The organism is Silvimonas terrae, from assembly GCF_014202765.1.
GTDB classification, from domain to species: Bacteria; Pseudomonadota; Gammaproteobacteria; order Burkholderiales; family Chitinibacteraceae; genus Silvimonas; species Silvimonas terrae.
On record NZ_JACHHN010000003.1, the window covers coordinates 410,075 to 429,780 of the forward strand.

Consider the following 19,706-nt stretch of genomic DNA (forward strand, 5'->3'; position numbering starts at 1 on the left):
TGCGTAGCCGCGCCTTGCCCGATCGCCTCTCTCAACCGCCGAAGCATTGCTGTACAAAATCAGGGCTGGCTGCGTTGCGGCGCCTTGCCAGATCGCCCTTCTCAGCCGCCGTAGCATTGCTGTACAAAATCAGGGCTGGCTGCGTTGCGGCGCCTTGCCAGATCGCCCTTCTCAGCCGCCGTAGCATGCCGTGCAAAACCAGGACTGGCGGCGTTGCCCGGAGCAGCAAGCGTGATACGCGTCCTCCCTGCTTTCAATAGCCAGGGGCAGCACTGCTATAATCCGTCCCATTACCATTCCGGAATGCCGCTTTGGACGACATCCCCATAGGCGAGTTGATCGCAGCGCTGATCCTCTGCCTGTTTAGTTCTGCTTTTTTCTCTGCCTCAGAAACCGCCATGATGGCGGTGAATCGTTTCCGACTGAAAGCGCTGGCCCAGCAGGGCAATCGCGGCGCGCTGCTCACGCTCAAACTACTGGATCACACGGATCGCCTGCTGGGCGTGATCTTGCTGGGCAACACCCTGATCAATACCGCCACGGCGACACTGGCCACCCTCATCACCACCCGGCTGTTCGGGGATGACCATGTGGCACTGGGACTGGCTACGTTGACGGTGGCGTTTGCCATTCTGGTATTTTCCGAGGCGACGCCCAAGGTCATTGCCGCCACCCACCCGGATCGCTCTGCCTTGCTGGCCAGCTATCCGCTGACATTGTTGCTGCGGGTCTTTTATCCGGCGGTCTGGTTCATCAATCTGTTTGTGCATGGCCTGCTGCGCCTCTTGCATTTACAAGGCAAAAAGCATGACCACGCCAGCCTGCGCCCGGAAGAATTACGCATGCTGGTGCTGGAATCCGGCCGGTTCATGGAGAAAAAGCATCACACGATTCTGGTCAATCTGTTTGAACTGACCAACATCACCGTGGATGACGTGATGACGCCACGCCATCAAATTGAGGCGCTGGACCTGCATGCCCCGCAAGAAGTCCTCGCCCGCCAGTTGTATACCTGCCATCACACCCGCTTGCCGGTGTATGAGGGCAATGCCGACAACATGGTCGGGATTTTGCACACCCGCAAGGCGCTCTCGCTGGGTGAGGATGAATTGACCGGGGAGACATTGCGCACGCTGATCCGGCCACCCTACTTCATTCCTTCCGGCACACCCCTGTTCACGCAATTACAGAATTTCCAGGAAAACCGTCGCCGGATCGGCCTGGTGGTGGATGAATACGGTGAATTGCGGGGCCTGGTTACGCTGGAAGATATTCTTGAGCAGATTATTGGCGAATTCACTACCAATGCCCCATCGGCCGGATCGCGCCTGGAAAAACAATCCGATGGCAGTTATTTGCTCGATGGCTCCATGAGCCTGCGTGAACTCAATCGCAAACTCAAACGCAATTTCCCGCTGGATGGCCCCAAGACGCTCAATGGGCTCGTGCTGGAATATTTTCAGGATATTCCCGACGCCGGCACGTGTCTTGCCATTGCCGGAGAACGACTGGAAATTGTGCAAACCCAGGATCGAAGTATCAAAGTGATTCGTTTGTATCCGCTCGCCACGACGCATTGATTGCGGTGGCAATCCGGGCAATACTGCCCACCCGTACGCATATTTGTGCCGAAAGCGCGACACCGTTTAGCGCCGCGTTTCGGTGACTTGCCGAAAGGCCCAGAATGCGCACAATACGCTATTGTCTTTGCTAGACTGGTTAATACCCGCCCAAACCTGCAATTTCGGCGCAATTGAACTCGTCGAGGCACAATATCTGTCTGCAGGCTGACGAACAGGGCCGGTAAAGCGGATTGGCAATACCGCAATCCATTGTTTTGGTGTTGGTCAATTAACCTGCACGAATTGAATACGGCGATCATGTCTACCACTACTGCCCCCATTTCCGGCCTGGCGCGTTTGCTGGTTCAGCACGGGCGACTGGCTGAAGCCGATATCGAAGCCATTCATGGCAATGCCGGTGATGGCAAAACCTCGTTTATCGAACAGTTGATCCAGAGCCGGAAAATGACCGGCAAAGAAGTAGCTGAATTCAGCTCACAGGCGTTCGGCTACCCCCTGCTGGACCTGGATCAGATCGACGACACCTATATCCCGCAGGGTGTGCTCGACCCCAAGCTGATGAGCGCACAGCGGATTGTGCCGCTGTTCAAGCGGGGCACACGGCTGTTTATCGGCATTTCGGACATCACCAATCTGCAGGCACTGGAAGAGGTCCGCTTTCAGACCGGCCAGCAGATCGAACCCATTGTGGTGGAAGACGGCAAGCTGCTGGTGCTGCAAGCCAAGCTGATTGAGGCTTCTGGCTCCAGTCTGAAAGACTTGCAGGTCAATGATGCCGATCTGGAACTGCAAGGGGGCGACGATGAACAGCCCCAGCAGGACGTCGCGACCATTGAGGTCGATGATGCACCGGTCGTCAAATACATCCAGAAAATCTTGCTGGATGCGATCAAGGCAGAAGCATCCGACATCCACTTTGAGCCCTACGAAAAGTTCTACCGTATCCGCTATCGGCAAGACGGGATTTTGCGTGAAGTGGCGCAACCTCCGCTGGCCATCAAGGAAAAGATTGCCTCGCGGATCAAGGTGATTTCCAAACTCGATATCTCGGAAAAACGCGTGCCACAAGATGGCCGGATGAAGCTGGTGCTCTCCCGCACCCGCGCCATTGATTTCCGGGTATCCACCTTGCCGACCCTGCACGGCGAAAAGATTTGTATCCGTATTCTTGACCCGACGTCCGCGACGCTGGGGATTGATGCACTCGGGTATGACGCGGACCAGAAGGAACACTTGCTTAATGCCATCAACCGGCCTTACGGCATGGTGCTGGTCACCGGGCCGACCGGCTCGGGCAAGACGGTGTCGCTCTATACCTGCCTGAACTTGTTGAACGTACCGGGCACCAATATCTCGACCGCGGAAGATCCGGCTGAAATCAACTTGCCGGGGGTCAACCAGGTCAACGTGAACGAAAAGGCTGGTCTGACCTTTGCGGTGGCCCTCAAGGCCTTCCTGCGGCAAGATCCTGACGTGATCATGGTCGGTGAAATCCGTGACCTGGAAACTGCGGATATTGCCATCAAGGCGGCGCAGACCGGTCACATGGTGTTCTCCACCCTGCACACCAACGATGCGCCGACCACCTTGACCCGGCTGCTGAACATGGGCGTGGCGCCATTTAACGTCGCCTCCTCCGTCATCATGATCACGGCGCAGCGTCTGGGCCGTCGTTTATGCGCGGCCTGCAAGCAGCCGGTGGACATCCCGCACGAGGCTTTGCTGGATGCCGGCTTCAAGGAATCCGACCTGGACGGCAGCTGGACTCCCTACAAACCTGTTGGTTGTGACACATGTAAAGGTACCGGCTATAAGGGCCGCGTGGGCATTTATCAGGTCATGCCGATCTCGGATGAAATGAACCGTATCATTATGAAAAATGGTACGGCGATCGATATCGCGGACCAGGCACGCCAGGAAGGCGTGCGTGACCTGCGCAGATCCGGTCTGCTGAAGGTCAAGCAAGGCGTGACCTCGCTTGAAGAAATCATGGCGATCACCAACGAATAATCGCAGCCACCGGACACGCCAGAGCGTGTCACACAAGGACCAGCATATGGCGACAACCACGGCACGGCCGGCCAGACAACAACAGCTCAAGGTCAAAGAATATACCTACAGCTGGGAAGGCAAGGATCGCAACGGCAAGATCATCAAGGGAGAATCCCGGGCCAGCGGCGATGCGGTGATCAAAACTCACCTGCGCCGCCAGGGCATCAACGTCATCCGCGTCAAGCGCCAGCGCGTCAGCCGCGGCAAGCGTATTACGGATGAAGATATCACCATGTTCACCCGGCAGCTCTCGACCATGCTCAAGTCGGGCGTGCCGCTGCTGTTGTCGTTTGATATTGTGGCCAAGGGGCATAGCAACCCGTCAGTGACCAAACTCTTGCTGGATATCAAGGCCGAAATCGAGTCCGGTTCGTCGATGACGCAGGCTTTCCGCAAGCACCCCAAGTATTTTGATGCCTTGTACTGTAACCTGCTGCAAGCGGGTGAGCAGGCCGGTATTCTGGACACGCTGCTGGCGCGTCTGGCGACCTACAAGGAAAAGATGCTGTCGGTCAAAAAGAAGATCAAATCCGCCATGTTCTACCCGACGGCGGTGATTGTGGCCGCCTTCGTCATTACCGCTGTGATCATGATTTTCGTGATCCCGGCATTCAAGGACTTGTTCTCCAGTTTCGGTGCCGATCTGCCTGGCCCGACCCTGGTCGTGATGGCGATTTCCGATTACTTTGTGCATTACTGGTGGCTGATCTTTGGGGTGATTTTCGGTGGTTTCTGGAGCTTCATGCGTTTGTGGCGCCGCTCCGAAGTCGTACAGATCGCTATTGACCGCTGGACGCTCAAGCTGCCGATTCTCGGCGAAATCATGCGTAACTCGGTACTGGCTCGCTGGAGCCGGACACTGTCGACCATGTTTGCCGCAGGCGTACCGCTGGTGGAGTCTCTGGAGTCTGTGGGCGGTGCATCCGGTAACTACATTTACCGGCAAGCGACCCGCAAAATCCAGACGGAAGTAGCCACCGGGACCAGTTTGACCTCGGCCATGCAAAACACCAACGTCTTCCCCAACATGGTGTTGCAGATGACCGCCATTGGTGAAGAGTCAGGCGCCCTGGATTCGATGCTGGGCAAAGTGGCCGATTACTACGAAGAAGAAGTCGACAACGCGGTGGAAGCACTGTCCAGCCTGATGGAACCGGTCATCATGGTGGTGCTGGGTACTTTGATTGGCGGTCTTGTCGTCGCCATGTATCTGCCAATTTTCAAGATGGGTCAGGCGGTCGGCTAATGCAGATGTATGCAACGTTGTTTTCCCAAAACCCGCTGTTGTTCGGCGGGTTTTGTTTAATTCTCGGGCTGCTGGTGGGCAGTTTTCTGAATGTGGTGATTCACCGCCTGCCCAGAATGATCGAGGCTCAGTTTCGCCAGGAGTGCGCGGTCATCGATTTGCCCCCGGATGCACCGCTGCCGCCACCAGCGAGTCGCTACAATCTGGTGGTACCGCGTTCGGCCTGCCCCTCTTGTGGCCACCAGATCACCGCGCTGGAAAACATTCCGGTGGTGAGCTGGCTGGTGCTAGGGGGTAAATGCCGTCGCTGTCGCACGCCGATCAGTGTGCGTTACCCCGCTGTAGAGTTACTCACCGGCATACTGACTGCCTTGACCGGCATGCATCTGGGTTTTGGCGCCCATGCGGCGGCGGGTATTCTGATCACCTGGGCGCTGATTGCACTGTTCTTTATCGATGCCGACACTTATCTACTGCCCGACAGCATCACCCTGCCACTCATGTGGGCCGGGTTGCTGTTCAATATCAGCGACGGGTTTACCAGCCTGACCTCTGCTGTCGTTGGGGCTGCGGCAGGCTATCTGGTGCTGTGGACCGTGTTCTGGCTGTTCAAACTGGCCACCGGCAAAGAAGGCATGGGCTATGGCGATTTCAAACTACTGGCCGCTCTGGGCGCCTGGTTTGGCTGGCAAAGCCTGCCCGTCATCGTCTTGCTGTCTTCGGTTGCCGGTGCGGTACTGGGCATCGTGATGGTTGTGGCGGCCAAGCGCGGCTTTGGCAAGCCCATGCCCTTTGGACCCTACCTGGCCGTGGCGGGTTGGGCGATGCTGATCTGGGGCAATCATTTGCAAGCACTCTTATTTGGCGGCCTTGCTGGCTAAGCGGGGTATTTGATCATGCGGGTTATCGGCCTCACGGGTGGCGCAGGCAGTGGTAAATCCACTGCGGCACGGCTGTTTGCCGACATGGGCGCGGGCGTGATCGATACCGACGACATTGCTCACGCCTTATCCAGACCACCGTCTGCCGCCCTTGATGACGTGCGCCATGCATTTGGCGAGCAATTCATCGCCGCTGACGGCACGATGGATCGCCGCCGCATGCGTGAACTGGTCTTTGCCGATGCCAACTCGCGCGCGCGGCTGGAGGCAATTTTTCATCCGCGAATTCTGGCCGCTGCCCAAACGGCATTGGACGGGCTGGGCAAGCAGCACGATTACGCGCTACTGGTCGTGCCTTTACTGTTTGAGACTGGGAATTTTCTGAAACTGGTAGAAAGTACGCTGGTGGTGGATTGCCCGCTGGAACAGCAGCGCACCCGGTTGGCAGAGCGGGGGCTTGATGAACAGGCCATTGATCGCTTGCTGTCAGCGCAGTTCACACGAGATCAAAGGCTGGCCCGCGCCGACGCCGTCATCGATAACAGCGGCAGCCTTGAGGCGCTGACCACTCAGGTCAGGCAATGGCATGCCCGTTTCAGTGCAGACTGAAGCAGACAATCCGGCATAGGCCCATTTTTTCGCCTATTGTTAGCAGCAATAACGCTCAATCAGGCGCGATTCATGTGAAATTGGCACTCGCAAACGGGACGACGGGTTTTCAAACGTCCTGGCTTGCTGCAAAATTGATCATCTTTGCCTCCCCTACCTGCCCGGCACACTGTGATTAGCTACGAATTTCCCATTAACGAGCGGATTCGCACCCTGCTGCGTCTGGAAGACATCTACGACCGGACCACCACGCTAGCAGCGCGGGAGCATCCGCTTGACCATCACATTGCGCTGGTCGGGTTATTCGAGATTATGGAAGTCGCCAGTCGGGCCGATCTGAAATCCGATCTGCTGCAGGAACTGGAGCGTCAACGGCAGTCGTTGTCGGCTTTACGCCACAACCCGCATATTTCAGAAGAAGCGCTGGAGCGTGTGCTGTCGGATATCGAAGAAACACATGGCCAGTTGTTGCAAATGACCGGCAAGGTGGGGCAATACCTGCGGGAAAACGAGTGGCTAATGGCCATCAAGCAGCGTCTGGCCATTCCTGGCGGTGCCTGTGAGTTTGACCTGCCCTCCTATCACTACTGGCGCCAGCAAGCGCCAGAGCGGCGTAAAGCCGATCTGGAACGCTGGCTTGGGCCACTGATGCCAATCCGCCATGGCATCCAGATCGTACTGCGCCTGTTGCGCGATTCGGCCAAGGTGTCGCACTTTACGGCGCGCCAGGGCTCGTTCCAGCAAATGTCGGGCGGCAAGACCATCCAGATGCTGCGCGTCACCTTGCCGTCTGATCTGCCGGTAGTGCCTGAACTCTCGGCCAACCGCTACGCCATCAATGTGCGCTTTATCCAGCCTTCTACCTCCGGGGATCGCACCAAAGTGGTGGAAGCGGATATTGAATTTGCCCTGAGCTACTGCAATCTGTAACAACAGATGCATCAAGACGCAACCTGGTTGCGAAAAGACCGAAACACCCATGACACAAAGTAAACCCCGCCAGGTCACCTGCCCATCCTGCAAAAAGCAGAGCGAATATTCGGCCGAAAATCCGTTCCGTCCCTTCTGCAGCGAGCGCTGCCGCCTGATTGACCTGGGTGGCTGGGCGTCCGAAAGTTATCGCGTGCCAGTCGAAAACGACCCGTTCGACGAATCCGTCCCGCCGCACCTGTCATAATTTGGCCATCGTGGCGTCACGGTTTCTTCAATAAACCGTCATTGCATGGTCACGCGTTCCGCTTAATTTCTCTCCATACCCACAGGAGGGAAATGATGCTCCAGACCCACAATACCGCACCGGCTACCAAGAAGCGTCGTCTGACCGTCAGCCTGGCTCAACATGAAGACGCCATCCGTGCTGCCCAGGCCCTGCGTTACCGCGTATTTGCTGAAGAAATGGGCGCCCGCATCCACGCCCGCGAAGCTGGCCTGGATCAGGATCTGTTTGACGCTTATTGCGATCACCTGCTCGTCCAGGACGAAGATACGGGCGAAGTCGTTGGCACTTATCGTATCCTGCCGCCGCATCAAGCCCAGAAACTGGGCAGCTATTATTCTGATACCGAATTCGATCTGACCCGCCTGGCGCATATCCGCTCACAAATCGTCGAGATCGGCCGCTCCTGCGTACACCCGGACTACCGTACTGGCGCCACCATCACCCTGCTGTGGAGTGGTCTGGCCAGCTATATGCGCGAACGCAATTACCGCTATCTGGTGGGCTGTGCCAGTGTATCGCTGGCTGATGGGGGCCACACGGCCGCCAGCATCTACAACAAGCTGGCGGAAACGGCGATGGGGCCGGTTGAGTGGCGTGTGTTCCCGCGTTGTCCGCTGCCGCTGGCTGCGCTGAATCAGAAACTGGATGTCGAAATTCCACCGCTGATCAAAGGCTATTTGCGCGCGGGTGCGCAACTGTGCGGCACGCCAGCCTGGGATCCGGACTTCAACACGGCAGACCTCTTTTTGTTGTTGTCCATGCATCAGGTAGACAACCGTTACGCCCGCCATTTCATGCGTTGAGCGCAGTTTAGTCGTCTGGGCGAGACAGTCTGTAATATGACCATTTCGACACCCGACACAAGCAGCTAAACTGATTTGTCTTTGATCAAAATTGAAACAGTTGGGGTGCGTTTTTTCCTCAGAATACTGAGGTAGAACAGAAACGTGTCCCGCTGTATCGACTGCCATGCCGCTTACCCGTACCGCGCTGCGTATCTGTCGTCTATCCCGCTTTGCCTTGCACCTGACGCGTGCACTGTACGTGGGCGCCCTACGCTTTCCGCATATGAGCCAGGCCGAGCGGATTGACTACACCCACTGGTGGTCATCCAGACTGGCAAAAATCCTGGGGATTACCGTGCGCGTGCAAGGCATTGCGCCCGGACTCTACCCACCCAATCATCTGTTGTTATCCAACCACATTTCCTGGCTGGATATTTTCATGCTCAACGCGGTGACCGTGTCGCGCTTTGTCGCCAAATCGGAAATCCGTGAGTGGCCGCTGATTGGGCGGTTGTGCTGCCACACCGGCACGCTGTTTATCGAGCGCGAGAAAAAGCGTGACGCACATCGCGTGAACAACGTGATGATCGAAGCACTGCAGTCTGAACATTGTGTCGCGGTGTTCCCGGAAGGCACGACCTCGGATGGCTCGCGCATTCTGCCGTTTCGTTCTTCGCTGATGCAGGCCGCGCTCGATAGCCGTGCCACGATCCAGCCGGTGTATCTGCGCTACACCGATGCAGACGGCAACTACAACCCGGTGCCGGCGTATGTCGACGATATGTCCATTGTCAGCTCGCTCTGGCAGGTGCTGGGTGCTCGTGGCTTGCATGCCGAGGTCAACTTCCTTGCGCCGTTCCCGGCGGACCACGCAGACCGCCGTCACCTCACCCAGTTTGTAGAAGCCCGCATCGTTGCCGCCCATCGCGCCCTGAATGATGGGGACGGCCCGTGCGAGGCCCTGTTTGCCCCGGCCAGCCAGCCGGATGTCCAGAGCGTGCCGACCGATCTGGATGAACCCCTGGCGCCGCGACAAATCGCCATCTGATCCCCGTATCTCATCGACACGCGACAAAAAGGCCGGCCCTTCTCAGGGCCGGCCTTTTTGCTGCATCCAGCCTCATCAGGTTTATTCCACCGTGACGGCCTGATAGCTTTGCAAGGCAGGCTGCTGGATCACCTGCGCAGTATCCAGATTCACCGCAGTTAACTGACCACCCCAGATACACCCCGTGTCCGTGGCCCAGACTTCATCCTGCATCCGCAATCCCAGCGCAGACCAGTGCCCGCACAGCACGCGTGGCGTGCGTTTACGGCCCGGCGCGGCAAACCAGGGCTGCAACCCCGGTGGTGCTTGCTCCAGTTCACCCTTGAACTTGAGTTGCAGGTTCAAGTGTTCGTCTACAAAACGCATGCGGGTGCAGGCATTGATCGTAAAACGCAAGCGTTCGGTTTTGTTTCTGGCTTCGCTCCAGTGCGCGGGCTGGCTGCCGTACATGTCTTGCAAAAACACACGCCACTGTTCGCCACGCAACGTGGCTTCCACCGCCGCCGCCGCTTCCAGCGCTTTGTCCTTGTTCCAGCCAGGCCAGATGCCGGCATGCACCAGCAAGAAATCATCCAGATCAATGATCAGGGGCTGAAAACGCAGCCACTCGCAAAAGGCAGCGCATTGCGGATGGTCCAGAATGGCATCGAGCGTATCGCCTGCCTTGCGCTTGGCAATGCCCGCCGCCACGGCCAGCAGATGCAGATCATGATTACCCAGCACGGTTTGCACCGCGCCCCCCTGCCCCATCACCCAGCGCAGCACCTCCAGTGACTGAGGACCACGATTCACCAGATCACCCACCAGCCACAAGCGATCCCGCGTTGCATCAAAATCCAGCCTGCCCAGCAACAAGGTCAATTCTTCAAAACAGCCTTGTACATCCCCGATCACGTAACGCGCCATTCGTATTCCTTGCCAGAACCGGCGTGCGCCAGCGCACGCAAACATTGGCTGAATTATACGCAGACGCACCCGGGCACGCTGCAAGGCAACATGCGTGTTGCCCTGCCAGATGGTCAGACCTGTCACGAATTTGCAATTATGTGGTGATTGCCTTATGCGAAAATAAGATCAATCTCATGGAGCGTAATTCGCCCAGTCGATAACTTTAGCGACTACATGCGGCGTGATACTGAGCGCGCCGGTTGACCAGAACTGGAGCGAACAAGTGAGAATCGGGTACCTGTTATACGACAGCAATATGGATGTGGACCAACAACGCCGGCACATGATGCAGCGCTTGCATTGCCAGGCGGTCTTTGTAGATCAGGGCACACACACGCGGCGGCAGCTTTCCATGGCCCTGACCAGCATGGTGGGGCACGACGTGCTGGTGATTGATTCCCTCAAACAGGCCGGTTTCAGCGCTTTCCAGTTTCTGTCTTTGCTGGAGCAGATTGACCGGCGCGGCGCCACCCTGGAAATCGGCTCGCCGCAGTTGCAATCCAATACGCCGGAAGGTCAGCAACGTTTGCTGGAACTGCTGATTCATCAATTGCGGGTAGAGCGCCCGGGCAACACGCGCCAGCTCAGCAAGCGCCGTGGTCGCCGGCCCAAGCTGGATGCAGATGCCATGCGCCAGATTGCCGAGCGTCTGCGCAATGGCCTGAATACCCGTGATATTGCCAAGTATATGGATGTCTCCATCGCCACACTGTATCGCTACAAGCGGCTGATTGAAGACGGGAACGAGGTCTGAGTCACAGCATCGGCAAGTACGCGTCAAAGCGCGTACTTTCGCCATCAAAGCAGAAGTCCGGTTTTACGCCTGCCAGCCACGGCGCGGTGCGTGGGCGTTTGACCACCACGCGCTGGCGGGCGATACGCCGGGCTGGTGCCAGTAACACATCAGCGTCGGCATCCCCGCCAATCAAGGTCTGGAACGCGTGCATGTCTTTTTTGGCGCGCGCGCGTTTGTCCGGCTCCGGGAACATCGGGTCAAGATAAACCACGTCGTAACTGGCCGGCTGGCCGTGCTCGGGCAGCCAGTTGCGGGCATCTTGTTGCTGCAGGCGCATGCGGGCGACGATCTGCGCGATAGCCGCATCCTCCGTCCCGCGCCGCATACCGTCGGCCAGCAAGGCACAGGCCACCGGATTGCGCTCCAGCATATCGACTGTGCAGCCCAGTGTTGCCAGCACAAAGGCATCCCGGCCCAGACCCGCCGTGGCGTCCAGCACGGTGGGCGTGTTACCGGCTTTCAGGCCCACGGCTTTAGCGACCGGTTGCCCCCGACCACCACCAAACTTGCGCCGGTGAGCCTGGGCCCCTTCCAGCAGGTCTACCTCAACCCGCGCTTTTTCGCCGGCTTCGGCCAGCGCCAGGCGTTCCCGGTCCCAGACCAGATAATGGCCTGTCGCCGGTGCGCTCTCCAGCAAGGGTAAATCAAACTGCGCGGCCAGCGCCGCACCCATACTCCCCACCGGCGCGATCACGCCAATACTCATGCCCAGCCTCCTGGTACCGCTGTTGGTAACACCACCGGGCCGAATTCTACCGGTTCGAAGGCCGGGCGGTAGCGTACCAGCGGCAAACGCTGAAGTGGGTCTTGTCGGTAGAACAGTTTGAGTTGTTCGTAGACACGCGGGTAGTGGGTGACCAGGGCGTGCGGTGTTTCAAAGAAATACTCGCTGAAGACCGCAAAACACTCCGCCGGGGATTCGGCCGCGTACAGATCGATGGGGCTGTACAGTTCGTGGTTGGCAAGCCGGGTCAAATGATCATAAGCCTCTGAAAATACGCTTTTCCACACAGCCGCATCCATCCCGGCATGCAGCGGTGGGCGACCATTGGCATCGCCGTTACGCATATCGAGTTTGTGTGCCAGTTCGTGGATCACCACATTCCAGCCATCCAGCCAGGGCGATTGCGAGACATCCAGCCAGGAGAACAACACCGGGCCTTCCGGCCGCGCCTGCCCCGCCAGATGCTGTTCGACCTCATGCACCACGCCGATGTGGTCGGTATAGCGGTCGCGCGTCAAGAACTGGCCCGGATACAGCACCACCTCTGACCAGTCGTCATAGGCGTCAAAATCCAGATTCATGATGGGCAAGACGGCCTGGGCCGCAAGGATCACCCGCGCCTGGGCGTCCAGCTCCAGTCCGTGCAAGGGCGTCAGGGTTTTGGTGTGCAAAAACCAGGCTGCATGCTCACGCAGGCGCTGCCGTTCTTCCGCAGAAAGACCAATGAACAAGGGCAGATTGATCGCCGTTTGCCACTGCGTATCGTCGATGGGGTTGGCCGCCAGAAAACTGGCGCGGCGGCGCTGACGCAGAAATCCGAACATGCAGACTCAACCGGTTGATGAGTAACCCGATTGAGGTGAGGGGGCCGCCCGGACATTTCAAGCTGATGTCCAGGCGGCGGTCTTGCGGCAAGGTTACTGGCCGGCGCCTTCTACCACCAGCGCGACTTCTTGCTGGGCGTGGGCAGTAAACGGATGCAGGTGGGTCAGGAACTGGCGGCTGGCCGCAGCCCAGGAGAACTTCTCTGCATGTTTGCGCACGGCGTCACGATCCACCCGCAGCGCGTCCAGACATGCCTTGCCCAGATCGTCGTTCAATGCGCCCGGACCATCAGTGCCAATCACGTCGATCGGGCCGGTTACCGGGTAAGCAGCGACCGGGCAACCACAAGCCATGGCTTCCAGCAGTACCAGACCAAAGGTATCGGTACGGGACGGGAACACAAAGGCGTCTGCGGCGTTGTAGACCTCGGCCAGTTCAGTCTGGTTGAGTACACCCAGCCAGTGCACGCCCTGGGCTTCGCCATATTTGGCCTTGAGCGTGGCGGCCGCCGGGCCATCCCCACATACCCAGCGTGAACCGGGCAAATCCAGTTGCAGGAAGGCTTCCACATTCTTTTCTACCGCCACGCGCCCCACGTACACAAAGATGGGATGGCGGGTTTGCAGGCGTTCACGCGCACCCGGCTTGAAGATGTCCAGGTCGACACCGCGTGACCACATCACCACATTCTTGAAACCACGGGCTTCCAGATCCTCGACCACCACGCGGGTCGGCACCATGATGGCTTCTGCGGCGTTGTGAAAACGGGCAAGAAAACCATAAGTCCAGGACAGCGGAATGCCAAAGCGCAGTTGCACGTATTCCGGGAAACGCGAGTGATAGGCCGTGGTGAACGGCAGCTTGTGCTTGATGCAGTAACGGCGCGTCGCCATCCCCAGCGGGCCTTCGGTGGCGATATGGATCGCATCCGGCTTGAAGGTATCGATGAACTGGGCGATTTTCTTGCCCGGCCGCCAGGACAGGCGGATTTCCGGATACGTCGGGCACGGAAAGGTGCGGAACTGCTGCGGCGTGATCAGCTCGACCGTATGGCCCATCTTGATCAGTTCAGCGCGGGTTTGCTTGAGTGTACGAACAACACCGTTGACTTGGGGTTCCCAGGCATCGGTCACGATCAGGATTTTCATGCGGCAGCCCCTTGCAGACCCATGGTATCGGACGCCGGCATGGCCAGCGCCGCGATCTGGGCAGATTGTTCTTCAAAGTATTTTTGCCAGGTCACGATGCGCAGCTCGCCCGTGGGCAGCTCCACCAGCGCGGTCAGGCTTTCCACCCAATCACCATCGTTACAGTACAAAATGCCTTCAATCTCACGCATCTCGGCTTTGTGGATATGGCCGCAGACCACGCCATCCAGCCCGCGTTCGCGTGCTTCTTGTGCGACTGCGTTTTCAAAGCTGCTAACAAAATTCACCGCCGTTTTGACCTTGTGCTTGAGGTATTGCGACAAGGACCAGTAACCCAGGCCCATGCGGGCGCGCAGCCGGTTAAACCAGTAATTAAGACGCAGCGTGATGCCGTAGAGGCGGTCACCGACAATCGCCAGCCACTTGGCGCACTGGACCACGCCATCAAATCGGTCACCATGCAGCACCAGCAATTTGCGGCCATCTGCGGTTTGGTGAATGACTTCATCCTCAATACGGATGTCGCCAAACATCAGCCCCAGAAACTGGCGCGCCGCCTCGTCGTGGTTGCCGGGGATGTAGATCACATGGGTGCCCTTGCGCGCTTTGCGCAGCACTTTCTGGATCACATCGTTGTGGCTTTGTTGCCAGTACCAGGAACGCTTCATTGCCCAGCCATCGACGATATCGCCCACCAGGTAGAGGTATTCGGATTCGGTATTCTTGAGAAAATCGAGGAGATAATCGGCTTGGCAGCCAGCGGTGCCAAGGTGGATGTCGGAGATCCAGATACTGCGGAATTTCAGCGCGTGATCCGCCATGTCGAAGTCCCAGCCGTTGGTTTGGCGCATATTGCATAGATCAAATGACAACTACGCGTCGGTTTGATGACGGCTTCATGAATCACGCCAGGCGGCTGCGCCTTGACACATTGCCCTTGCTGCGTCGATAGTCAGTCCCGGATTTTTTGCCTGCCTGCCCCATCATGAACAAACCTGCCCGCCCCGCTACCCCCTGCATTGCCGTGTGTTCCACCGGTATGGGCGATGACGTCTGCCGTGGCTGCGGCCGCACGTTTATCGAGGTCTCGCAATGGGTCATGATGAGTGAGGCGGAACGTGAAGTGGTATGGGAGCGGCTGGAGGCGCATTGGGCCAAAGCCGGTTTGCCGCCGCCCTGGCTGGCGCGCGGCGTCTAGGCCCGCTGGCAAGACCGACACAAGACCCGCCCTGGCGGGTCTTTTTGTTGGCCGTTAGATGCGATTGCACCCCGCCGCGACATTTCGGTCTGCATCGAAGCATGCTACCAGTCAGGGCCATAGACTGAACTCTCCTGGCCTACCTGGACAAACCAGCATGAGTGATCTTTCCATCCCGCCCGTCACGCGCCAGACCCGCGTGCCGGCGCACTATCTCACCATCGTGGCGCTATGCCTTGCAGTGCTGGTGGCGCAGGTCGATACCGCCATCGTCAATCTGGGCGCGCGTGCCATTGGCAACGCATTATCGGTGGGCACCAGCCAGTTGCAATGGGTGGTTGATAGCTACAACCTGGTGTACGCCGCGCTGTTGCTCACCGGCGGCTTGCTGGCGGATCTGACCGGCCGGCGTCGCATCTTCATCATTGGCGCTGCGCTTTTCTCTGTGGCCTCTGTGCTGTGTACGGTTGCGCCCAATGTCAACGTACTGATCGCCGGGCGCGCACTGGCCGGCCTGGGCGCGGCGCTGTTGATTCCGGCCTCGCTGGCATTGATCCGGGTGATCTGGCCAGACCCGACCGCACGGGGCCGCGTGCTGGGGATCTGGGCAGCATGCAACGGGCTGTCAATGGCGATTGGCCCGACGCTGGGCGGGGTGCTGATCCACTACTGGGGCTGGCGCAGTATTTTTGTCTCGGTGGTGCCGTTTAGCCTGGCGGCCGTGGTACTGGCTGCGCTGGCCGTGCCGGAATCTGCCGATCCGCAACAGCGCCATTTTGATGCTGGCGCACAAGTCGCTGGTGCCGTGACGCTGGCGGCGCTGGCCTTTGCCGCCATTGAAGTGCGTGAACACTGGCCACTGGCGGTCATTGCGCTGGTCATCAGCCTGCTGGCCTGCGCCGTCTTCCTGCGCATTGAGCGGCGGCACGGCGCGGCGGCCCTGGTGCCGCTGGATCTCTTTGGCGTGGCGGCATTTCGCAGCGCAGTGATCGGTACGCTGGGCATGACTTTCGGTATGTATGGCACCTTGTTTCTGTTGCCGCTAACGCTGCAAAGCGCCTGGCATCTCTCCAGCACCCAGGCCGGGCTGGCACTCATGCCCATGGCGCTGACGTTTGTGCTCGTCTCGCCGTTCTCTGGCACCGGGGTTCACCGGTGGGGCGCGCGCGTCATGACCTGTGGCGGCGTACTGATCATTGCCAGCGGCCTTGCCTTGATTGCCCTGTTTGCCCACGCCGCCAGCCTGATCCCGATCGAAACCGGTCTGGCCCTCACCGGCTTGGGAATGGGTCTGGCCACCGGCCCCTTGATGGGCGCTGCGGTCGGGGCCGTTGCCAGCACGCGTGCCGGCACGGCGTCGTCCCTCATCAATGTTGTGCGCATGACCGGCGCGACGCTGGGTGTCGCCATACTGGGCGCGCTTTACAGTGTGGCTGGCGCAGGGCCCGCCGGACTCAGAGCCAGTATGGCGTGTGGTGCGGCGCTGCAATTTATCTGCGTGCTGCTGGCCTGGCCACACGCAGCGCCCCGCCGCGCCTGAACTTGCCAGCCAGCACGACGGTGCAGTTCATCTGCGCCGGGCGCATTTCATCCCGGATTGTCGCGCTTTATCGCACAACCATCGGCCGGGTCGACGTGCTCTTTACACTGGGCTCCAGTTTCCACCCCTTTCAAGGAGCCTTTCATGTCACACGTTCCCGGATATGTTTTTGTCATCCTCGCGGTGCTGATTTACATTGGCGTCAAACGTTGCATGCCGCGTACGGTCAAGCCAGAGCGCCTTTTGTTGTTTCCGCTGCTGATTGTGGGCAGTGGCTTGAACAGCATGCTGGGGCTATTTCCCCACGCCGGGGTCATTGACTGGGGTGCTGCCGTGCTGGCCGGCTTGATCGGGCTGGCCGCAGGCTGGCATCACGCCAGGCGCTGGACACTATCCTTCGACGGCAGTCTGGTCCGCATGCCGGGTGATCCCGGTTTGCTGATCATCATTTTGTTCACTTTCGGATTTGAATTCGTGCTGCATTTCGCCATCGCTGCGCATGTTTCCTGGATTACCTCCACGCTGTTCGTCCCGACTGCGCTGGCGCTCTGGGGTTTTCTGGCCGGTATGCCGGCAGGCCGCGCGCTCAATGTGCTGGTTCGCCGTCAGCGAGCACAAACCCCCTCGGCACAGTGGTCCGGAGCGGGTCAATGAATCAGCACGTGGCACCACGCCTTGTCAGCGCACCAGCGCGCTGGGCCAAGCTGGCCGATAGCAGTTCAGGCTGGTTTGCGCTCACGTTGCTCGTGCTCAACAGCCTGATTGGCCTGGGCTTCTGGCTGGGCGGACGCGGGGACGTGCTGTGGTTTGATCTGTTGATCGCCAACAGCATCGGGTATGTCGCCTGGGGGTTTGGCCGGCTGTTCCTGGCCGGAGGCCGCCACCCTGGCATGCTGGTGCGTATTTTGTTTATTGCCCCGGTAAGTGTGATCGTCGGCGTGGCGCTGACCACCTTGACCACCGGCCAGTTGCCCGGCTTTTTCGGGCCAGGTGCCGCTGCAATCTGGCTGCATTTGCTGCCGACCTTTATTGTCGCCAGCATGGTGTGCGCGCTGGTCACCATTTTGTTTCAATCCATGCGCATGCGCACCGCACTGGAAACCGAAAAACGGCGTGCCGCCGAATTACGGCAGGCTGAAACCGCAGCGCGGCTCGCCATGCTGCAGGCCCAGATCGAACCGCACTTTCTGTTCAACACGCTGGCCAACGTACAAAGCCTGATCAGCCGCGACCCGGAACGCGCCACGCAGATGCTCGATCACCTGAATCGCTATCTGCGCGCCAGCCTTTCCCGCACGCGCAAACCGCAATCGGCACTGGCCGAAGAACTCTCTTTGATCGAAGCACTGTTATCCATTGCCGCCATCCGCCTGGGTGAGCGCCTGCAATATCGCCTGGATGTGCCCATGGCGCTCCGCGACGTCATCCTGCCACCGTTGCTGCTGCAACCCCTGGTGGAAAACGCGCTGTTGCACGGGATTGAACCGGCCGTAGACGGCGGCAGCATCACGGTGACCGCCACGCGGGAAGGCGACAAGCTGGTGCTCAGTGTCGTGGATACCGGTGTCGGGCTGGGCGTCAGCAGCCACGTTCATGGCGGAGTCGGCTTATCCAGCGTGCGCACGCGCCTCTTCACGCTGTATGGTGACAAGGCCAGCTTGTCGATCAGCACCCATACCGGGCCTGGCGTCACCGCCCGTTTGATCCTTCCGCTTTGAGAAACCTGCATGCCCACCGCCCTGATTGCCGACGACGAACCCAATCTGGCCGCTGAACTGGCGGAGCGCCTTGGCCGCTTCTGGCCAGAACTGACCATTGTGGCCATGCCGCGTAACGGCATTGAAGCGCTGGCGCAAATCAACGCCACCCAGCCGGATTTCTCTTTTCTGGATATCCGCATGCCAGGGCTGGATGGCCTGAAGGTGGCAGAACTGGCCAGCGATACGCGGGTCATTTTTGTCACCGCCTATGACGAATACGCCGTCGAAGCCTTTGACGCCTCGGCAGTCGATTACCTGCTCAAGCCGCTCAGTGATGAACGCCTGCTGCGCTGTATTGCCCGGCTGCAACGCGGCGCGCCAGCGCAAAGCCCCACCGCAGCGCCACCGCTGGCCAAAGACGAGGGCCCGATCCGCTGGCTGACTGTGGGTCTGGGCGACACCACGCACCTGGTATCGGTGGAGGATGTGGCCTTTTTCCAGGCGACCGACAAATACACAGAGGTCGTGGTGGGAGATAAACGCCACCTGATCCGCACGCCCTTGAAAGACCTGGCGCAACGGTTGGACCCGGAACGCTTTGTGCAGGTGCATCGCGGCGTCATTGTGGCGCTGGCCGCCATTGATCATGTGCAGCGGGACTTACTGGGCCGCCTGCGCATTCACTTGCGCGACCGCAGCGAAACCCTGCCCGTCAGCCGCGCTTGCGCCGGTCTGTTCAAGCAGATGTAGCCGCACTGTGCAGCCAGAGGTGTAAAAGTGTCCGGAGTTCCGCCAGCACCATATGGCGCAGTGCTGGCGATTCCTCACTGACAATCGTCATCCCTTTAAGCACGTGCAGCATCAGCACCGCCATTGCGTCTGACCGGGCGACGGATAGCCCGGGAATAGCCTGTTGCAACACACGGCTCATGGCCGCGCGGGACAGGTCACGGAACTCCTGGCGGATATCCTGGCTACCACCGCGTGCCTCCACCAGCGCCAGCACCACGCCGCGCTGATCCAGCAAGCCCTGGCGCAAATCCAGCAGGGCTTCAGCCAGTCCATCGAGCGTCAGCTGCGACGCCTGTTGTTCCAGCGCGGTCAGCCCCTGCAGCGTGCTTTGCGCGTAACGCAGCAACAATGCATCCGCCACCGCGCCCTTGGTCGGAAAAAACCGGTACAGCGAACCGATGGCCGTCTCTGCCCGTGCGGCAATTTCGGTCATGGTGGTTTTATCAAACCCCTTTTCCACAAACAGCGCTGCCGCCGCCTGCAAGATGGCCGCTACACGCTGGCGGCCACGTTCCTGCCGGGGTTCTATGCTGGGCGCGGCAAGCTGGGGGCTGGTCAGATGATCATTCATGGATGCGAGGTATATTTGAATAATCCTCGCATTATAAGTCG

21 protein-coding genes are annotated in these 19,706 nt (G+C 59.1%); 15 read left to right on the forward strand and 6 right to left on the reverse strand.

What is annotated here, in order from left to right; translation table 11 throughout:
- Positions 1-311: 311 nt before the first annotated feature.
- The 9 genes from HNQ50_RS09075 (at position 312) to HNQ50_RS09115 (ending at position 9,423) form a co-directional block, all read left to right on the forward strand.
- A complete protein-coding gene (locus HNQ50_RS09075) occupies positions 312-1,580 on the forward strand; it encodes an HlyC/CorC family transporter (RefSeq protein ID WP_184099758.1) in 1,269 nt (422 codons plus the stop codon).
- Between the two features lie 300 nt (positions 1,581-1,880).
- Entirely contained in the window at positions 1,881-3,593 is a 1,713-nt protein-coding gene (gene pilB, locus HNQ50_RS09080; RefSeq protein WP_221303093.1) for a type IV-A pilus assembly ATPase PilB, read from the forward strand.
- Between the two features lie 46 nt (positions 3,594-3,639).
- Positions 3,640-4,881: a type II secretion system F family protein gene (locus tag HNQ50_RS09085; protein WP_184099760.1), complete on the forward strand. Its 1,242-nt coding sequence runs from the start codon at positions 3,640-3,642 to the stop codon at positions 4,879-4,881.
- 5 nt (positions 4,882-4,886) lie between these two features.
- Positions 4,887-5,762, forward strand: a complete 876-nt coding sequence (locus HNQ50_RS09090; RefSeq protein ID WP_281386171.1) for a prepilin peptidase — start codon at positions 4,887-4,889, stop codon at positions 5,760-5,762.
- 15 nt (positions 5,763-5,777) lie between these two features.
- Positions 5,778-6,371 (forward strand): dephospho-CoA kinase, encoded by a 594-nt coding sequence (coaE, locus tag HNQ50_RS09095; RefSeq protein WP_221303094.1) that lies wholly within the window; start codon positions 5,778-5,780, stop codon positions 6,369-6,371.
- Positions 6,372-6,542: 171 nt separating this feature from the next.
- Positions 6,543-7,301, forward strand: a complete 759-nt coding sequence (zapD, locus tag HNQ50_RS09100) for a cell division protein ZapD (protein WP_184099764.1) — start codon at positions 6,543-6,545, stop codon at positions 7,299-7,301.
- 49 nt (positions 7,302-7,350) lie between these two features.
- Positions 7,351-7,548 (forward strand): DNA gyrase inhibitor YacG, encoded by a 198-nt coding sequence (locus HNQ50_RS09105; protein WP_184099766.1) that lies wholly within the window; start codon positions 7,351-7,353, stop codon positions 7,546-7,548.
- A 92-nt stretch (positions 7,549-7,640) separates the two neighbouring features.
- A complete protein-coding gene (locus tag HNQ50_RS09110) occupies positions 7,641-8,393 on the forward strand; it encodes a GNAT family N-acetyltransferase (RefSeq protein WP_221303096.1) in 753 nt (250 codons plus the stop codon).
- A 166-nt stretch (positions 8,394-8,559) separates the two neighbouring features.
- Entirely contained in the window at positions 8,560-9,423 is an 864-nt protein-coding gene (locus HNQ50_RS09115) for a lysophospholipid acyltransferase family protein (RefSeq protein ID WP_184099768.1), read from the forward strand.
- Between the two features lie 81 nt (positions 9,424-9,504).
- On the opposite strand, the gene HNQ50_RS09120 is transcribed toward HNQ50_RS09115, so the two are convergent.
- Positions 9,505-10,329, reverse strand: a complete 825-nt coding sequence (locus tag HNQ50_RS09120; RefSeq protein ID WP_184099770.1) for a symmetrical bis(5'-nucleosyl)-tetraphosphatase — start codon at positions 10,327-10,329, stop codon at positions 9,505-9,507.
- A gap of 265 nt (positions 10,330-10,594) precedes the next feature.
- On the opposite strand from HNQ50_RS09120, the gene HNQ50_RS22325 reads away from it, so the two are divergent.
- Positions 10,595-11,125 (forward strand): helix-turn-helix domain-containing protein, encoded by a 531-nt coding sequence (locus HNQ50_RS22325; RefSeq protein ID WP_184099772.1) that lies wholly within the window; start codon positions 10,595-10,597, stop codon positions 11,123-11,125.
- Between the two features lies 1 nt (position 11,126).
- Here HNQ50_RS22325 and HNQ50_RS09130 read toward each other — a convergent pair whose 3' ends face one another.
- The 4 genes from HNQ50_RS09130 to HNQ50_RS09145 all read right to left on the reverse strand — a co-directional run bounded on the left by HNQ50_RS09130 (position 11,127) and on the right by HNQ50_RS09145 (position 14,715).
- Positions 11,127-11,873: a class I SAM-dependent methyltransferase gene (locus HNQ50_RS09130; protein ID WP_184099774.1), complete on the reverse strand. Its 747-nt coding sequence runs from the start codon at positions 11,871-11,873 to the stop codon at positions 11,127-11,129.
- On the reverse strand, positions 11,870-12,715 hold the full coding sequence (locus HNQ50_RS09135) for a M90 family metallopeptidase (RefSeq protein ID WP_184099776.1): 846 nt from the start codon (positions 12,713-12,715) through the stop codon (positions 11,870-11,872). Before HNQ50_RS09135 ends, HNQ50_RS09130 begins: the two co-directional genes overlap by 4 nt.
- 93 nt (positions 12,716-12,808) lie before the next feature.
- Positions 12,809-13,864, reverse strand: coding sequence for a glycosyltransferase family 4 protein (locus HNQ50_RS09140; RefSeq protein WP_184099778.1), 1,056 nt, complete (start codon positions 13,862-13,864; stop codon positions 12,809-12,811).
- Complete coding sequence (locus HNQ50_RS09145; protein ID WP_246428641.1) at positions 13,861-14,715, reverse strand: UDP-2,3-diacylglucosamine diphosphatase; 855 nt, start codon at positions 14,713-14,715, stop codon at positions 13,861-13,863. The genes HNQ50_RS09140 and HNQ50_RS09145 overlap by 4 nt, the downstream gene beginning before the upstream one ends.
- 134 nt (positions 14,716-14,849) lie before the next feature.
- Here HNQ50_RS09145 and HNQ50_RS09150 point away from each other — a divergent pair, with 134 nt between their 5' ends.
- The 5 genes from HNQ50_RS09150 to HNQ50_RS09170 all read left to right on the forward strand — a co-directional run bounded on the left by HNQ50_RS09150 (position 14,850) and on the right by HNQ50_RS09170 (position 19,052).
- Entirely contained in the window at positions 14,850-15,062 is a 213-nt protein-coding gene (locus tag HNQ50_RS09150) for a DUF1289 domain-containing protein (protein WP_184099780.1), read from the forward strand.
- Between the two features lie 157 nt (positions 15,063-15,219).
- Entirely contained in the window at positions 15,220-16,602 is a 1,383-nt protein-coding gene (locus HNQ50_RS09155; RefSeq protein WP_184099782.1) for an MFS transporter, read from the forward strand.
- 144 nt (positions 16,603-16,746) lie between these two features.
- A complete protein-coding gene (locus tag HNQ50_RS09160; protein WP_184099784.1) occupies positions 16,747-17,256 on the forward strand; it encodes a hypothetical protein in 510 nt (169 codons plus the stop codon).
- On the forward strand, positions 17,253-18,320 hold the full coding sequence (locus HNQ50_RS09165; protein ID WP_184099785.1) for a sensor histidine kinase: 1,068 nt from the start codon (positions 17,253-17,255) through the stop codon (positions 18,318-18,320). Before HNQ50_RS09160 ends, HNQ50_RS09165 begins: the two co-directional genes overlap by 4 nt.
- Positions 18,321-18,329: 9 nt before the next feature.
- Positions 18,330-19,052 (forward strand): LytR/AlgR family response regulator transcription factor, encoded by a 723-nt coding sequence (locus tag HNQ50_RS09170; protein ID WP_184099787.1) that lies wholly within the window; start codon positions 18,330-18,332, stop codon positions 19,050-19,052.
- On the opposite strand, the gene HNQ50_RS09175 is transcribed toward HNQ50_RS09170, so the two are convergent.
- Positions 19,039-19,665, reverse strand: coding sequence for a TetR/AcrR family transcriptional regulator (locus HNQ50_RS09175; protein ID WP_184099789.1), 627 nt, complete (start codon positions 19,663-19,665; stop codon positions 19,039-19,041). The genes HNQ50_RS09170 and HNQ50_RS09175 overlap by 14 nt on opposite strands.
- Positions 19,666-19,706 lie beyond the last annotated feature (41 nt).

Excerpts from the sequence above, each read along its gene's own strand:
- HNQ50_RS09105 (WP_184099766.1), top strand. The coding sequence starts at position 7,351 with ATGACACAAAGTAAACCCCGCCAGGTCACCTGCCCATCCTGCAAAAAG.
- HNQ50_RS09140 (WP_184099778.1), bottom strand. The coding sequence starts at position 13,864 with ATGAAAATCCTGATCGTGACCGATGCCTGGGAACCCCAAGTCAACGGT.
- HNQ50_RS09150 (WP_184099780.1), top strand. The coding sequence starts at position 14,850 with ATGAACAAACCTGCCCGCCCCGCTACCCCCTGCATTGCCGTGTGTTCC.
- coaE (WP_221303094.1), top strand. The coding sequence starts at position 5,778 with ATGCGGGTTATCGGCCTCACGGGTGGCGCAGGCAGTGGTAAATCCACT.
- HNQ50_RS09115 (WP_184099768.1), top strand. The coding sequence starts at position 8,560 with ATGCCGCTTACCCGTACCGCGCTGCGTATCTGTCGTCTATCCCGCTTT.
- HNQ50_RS09110 (WP_221303096.1), top strand. The coding sequence starts at position 7,641 with ATGATGCTCCAGACCCACAATACCGCACCGGCTACCAAGAAGCGTCGT.
- HNQ50_RS09085 (WP_184099760.1), top strand. The coding sequence starts at position 3,640 with ATGGCGACAACCACGGCACGGCCGGCCAGACAACAACAGCTCAAGGTC.
- HNQ50_RS09160 (WP_184099784.1), top strand. The coding sequence starts at position 16,747 with ATGTCACACGTTCCCGGATATGTTTTTGTCATCCTCGCGGTGCTGATT.
- HNQ50_RS09165 (WP_184099785.1), top strand. The coding sequence starts at position 17,253 with ATGAATCAGCACGTGGCACCACGCCTTGTCAGCGCACCAGCGCGCTGG.
- HNQ50_RS09135 (WP_184099776.1), bottom strand. The coding sequence starts at position 12,715 with ATGTTCGGATTTCTGCGTCAGCGCCGCCGCGCCAGTTTTCTGGCGGCC.
- HNQ50_RS09145 (WP_246428641.1), bottom strand. The coding sequence starts at position 14,715 with ATGCGCCAAACCAACGGCTGGGACTTCGACATGGCGGATCACGCGCTG.
- HNQ50_RS09155 (WP_184099782.1), top strand. The coding sequence starts at position 15,220 with ATGAGTGATCTTTCCATCCCGCCCGTCACGCGCCAGACCCGCGTGCCG.
- pilB (WP_221303093.1), top strand. The coding sequence starts at position 1,881 with ATGTCTACCACTACTGCCCCCATTTCCGGCCTGGCGCGTTTGCTGGTT.
- HNQ50_RS09175 (WP_184099789.1), bottom strand. The coding sequence starts at position 19,665 with ATGAATGATCATCTGACCAGCCCCCAGCTTGCCGCGCCCAGCATAGAA.
- HNQ50_RS09130 (WP_184099774.1), bottom strand. The coding sequence starts at position 11,873 with ATGAGTATTGGCGTGATCGCGCCGGTGGGGAGTATGGGTGCGGCGCTG.
- HNQ50_RS09170 (WP_184099787.1), top strand. The coding sequence starts at position 18,330 with ATGCCCACCGCCCTGATTGCCGACGACGAACCCAATCTGGCCGCTGAA.
- HNQ50_RS09090 (WP_281386171.1), top strand. The coding sequence starts at position 4,887 with ATGTATGCAACGTTGTTTTCCCAAAACCCGCTGTTGTTCGGCGGGTTT.
- HNQ50_RS09120 (WP_184099770.1), bottom strand. The coding sequence starts at position 10,329 with ATGGCGCGTTACGTGATCGGGGATGTACAAGGCTGTTTTGAAGAATTG.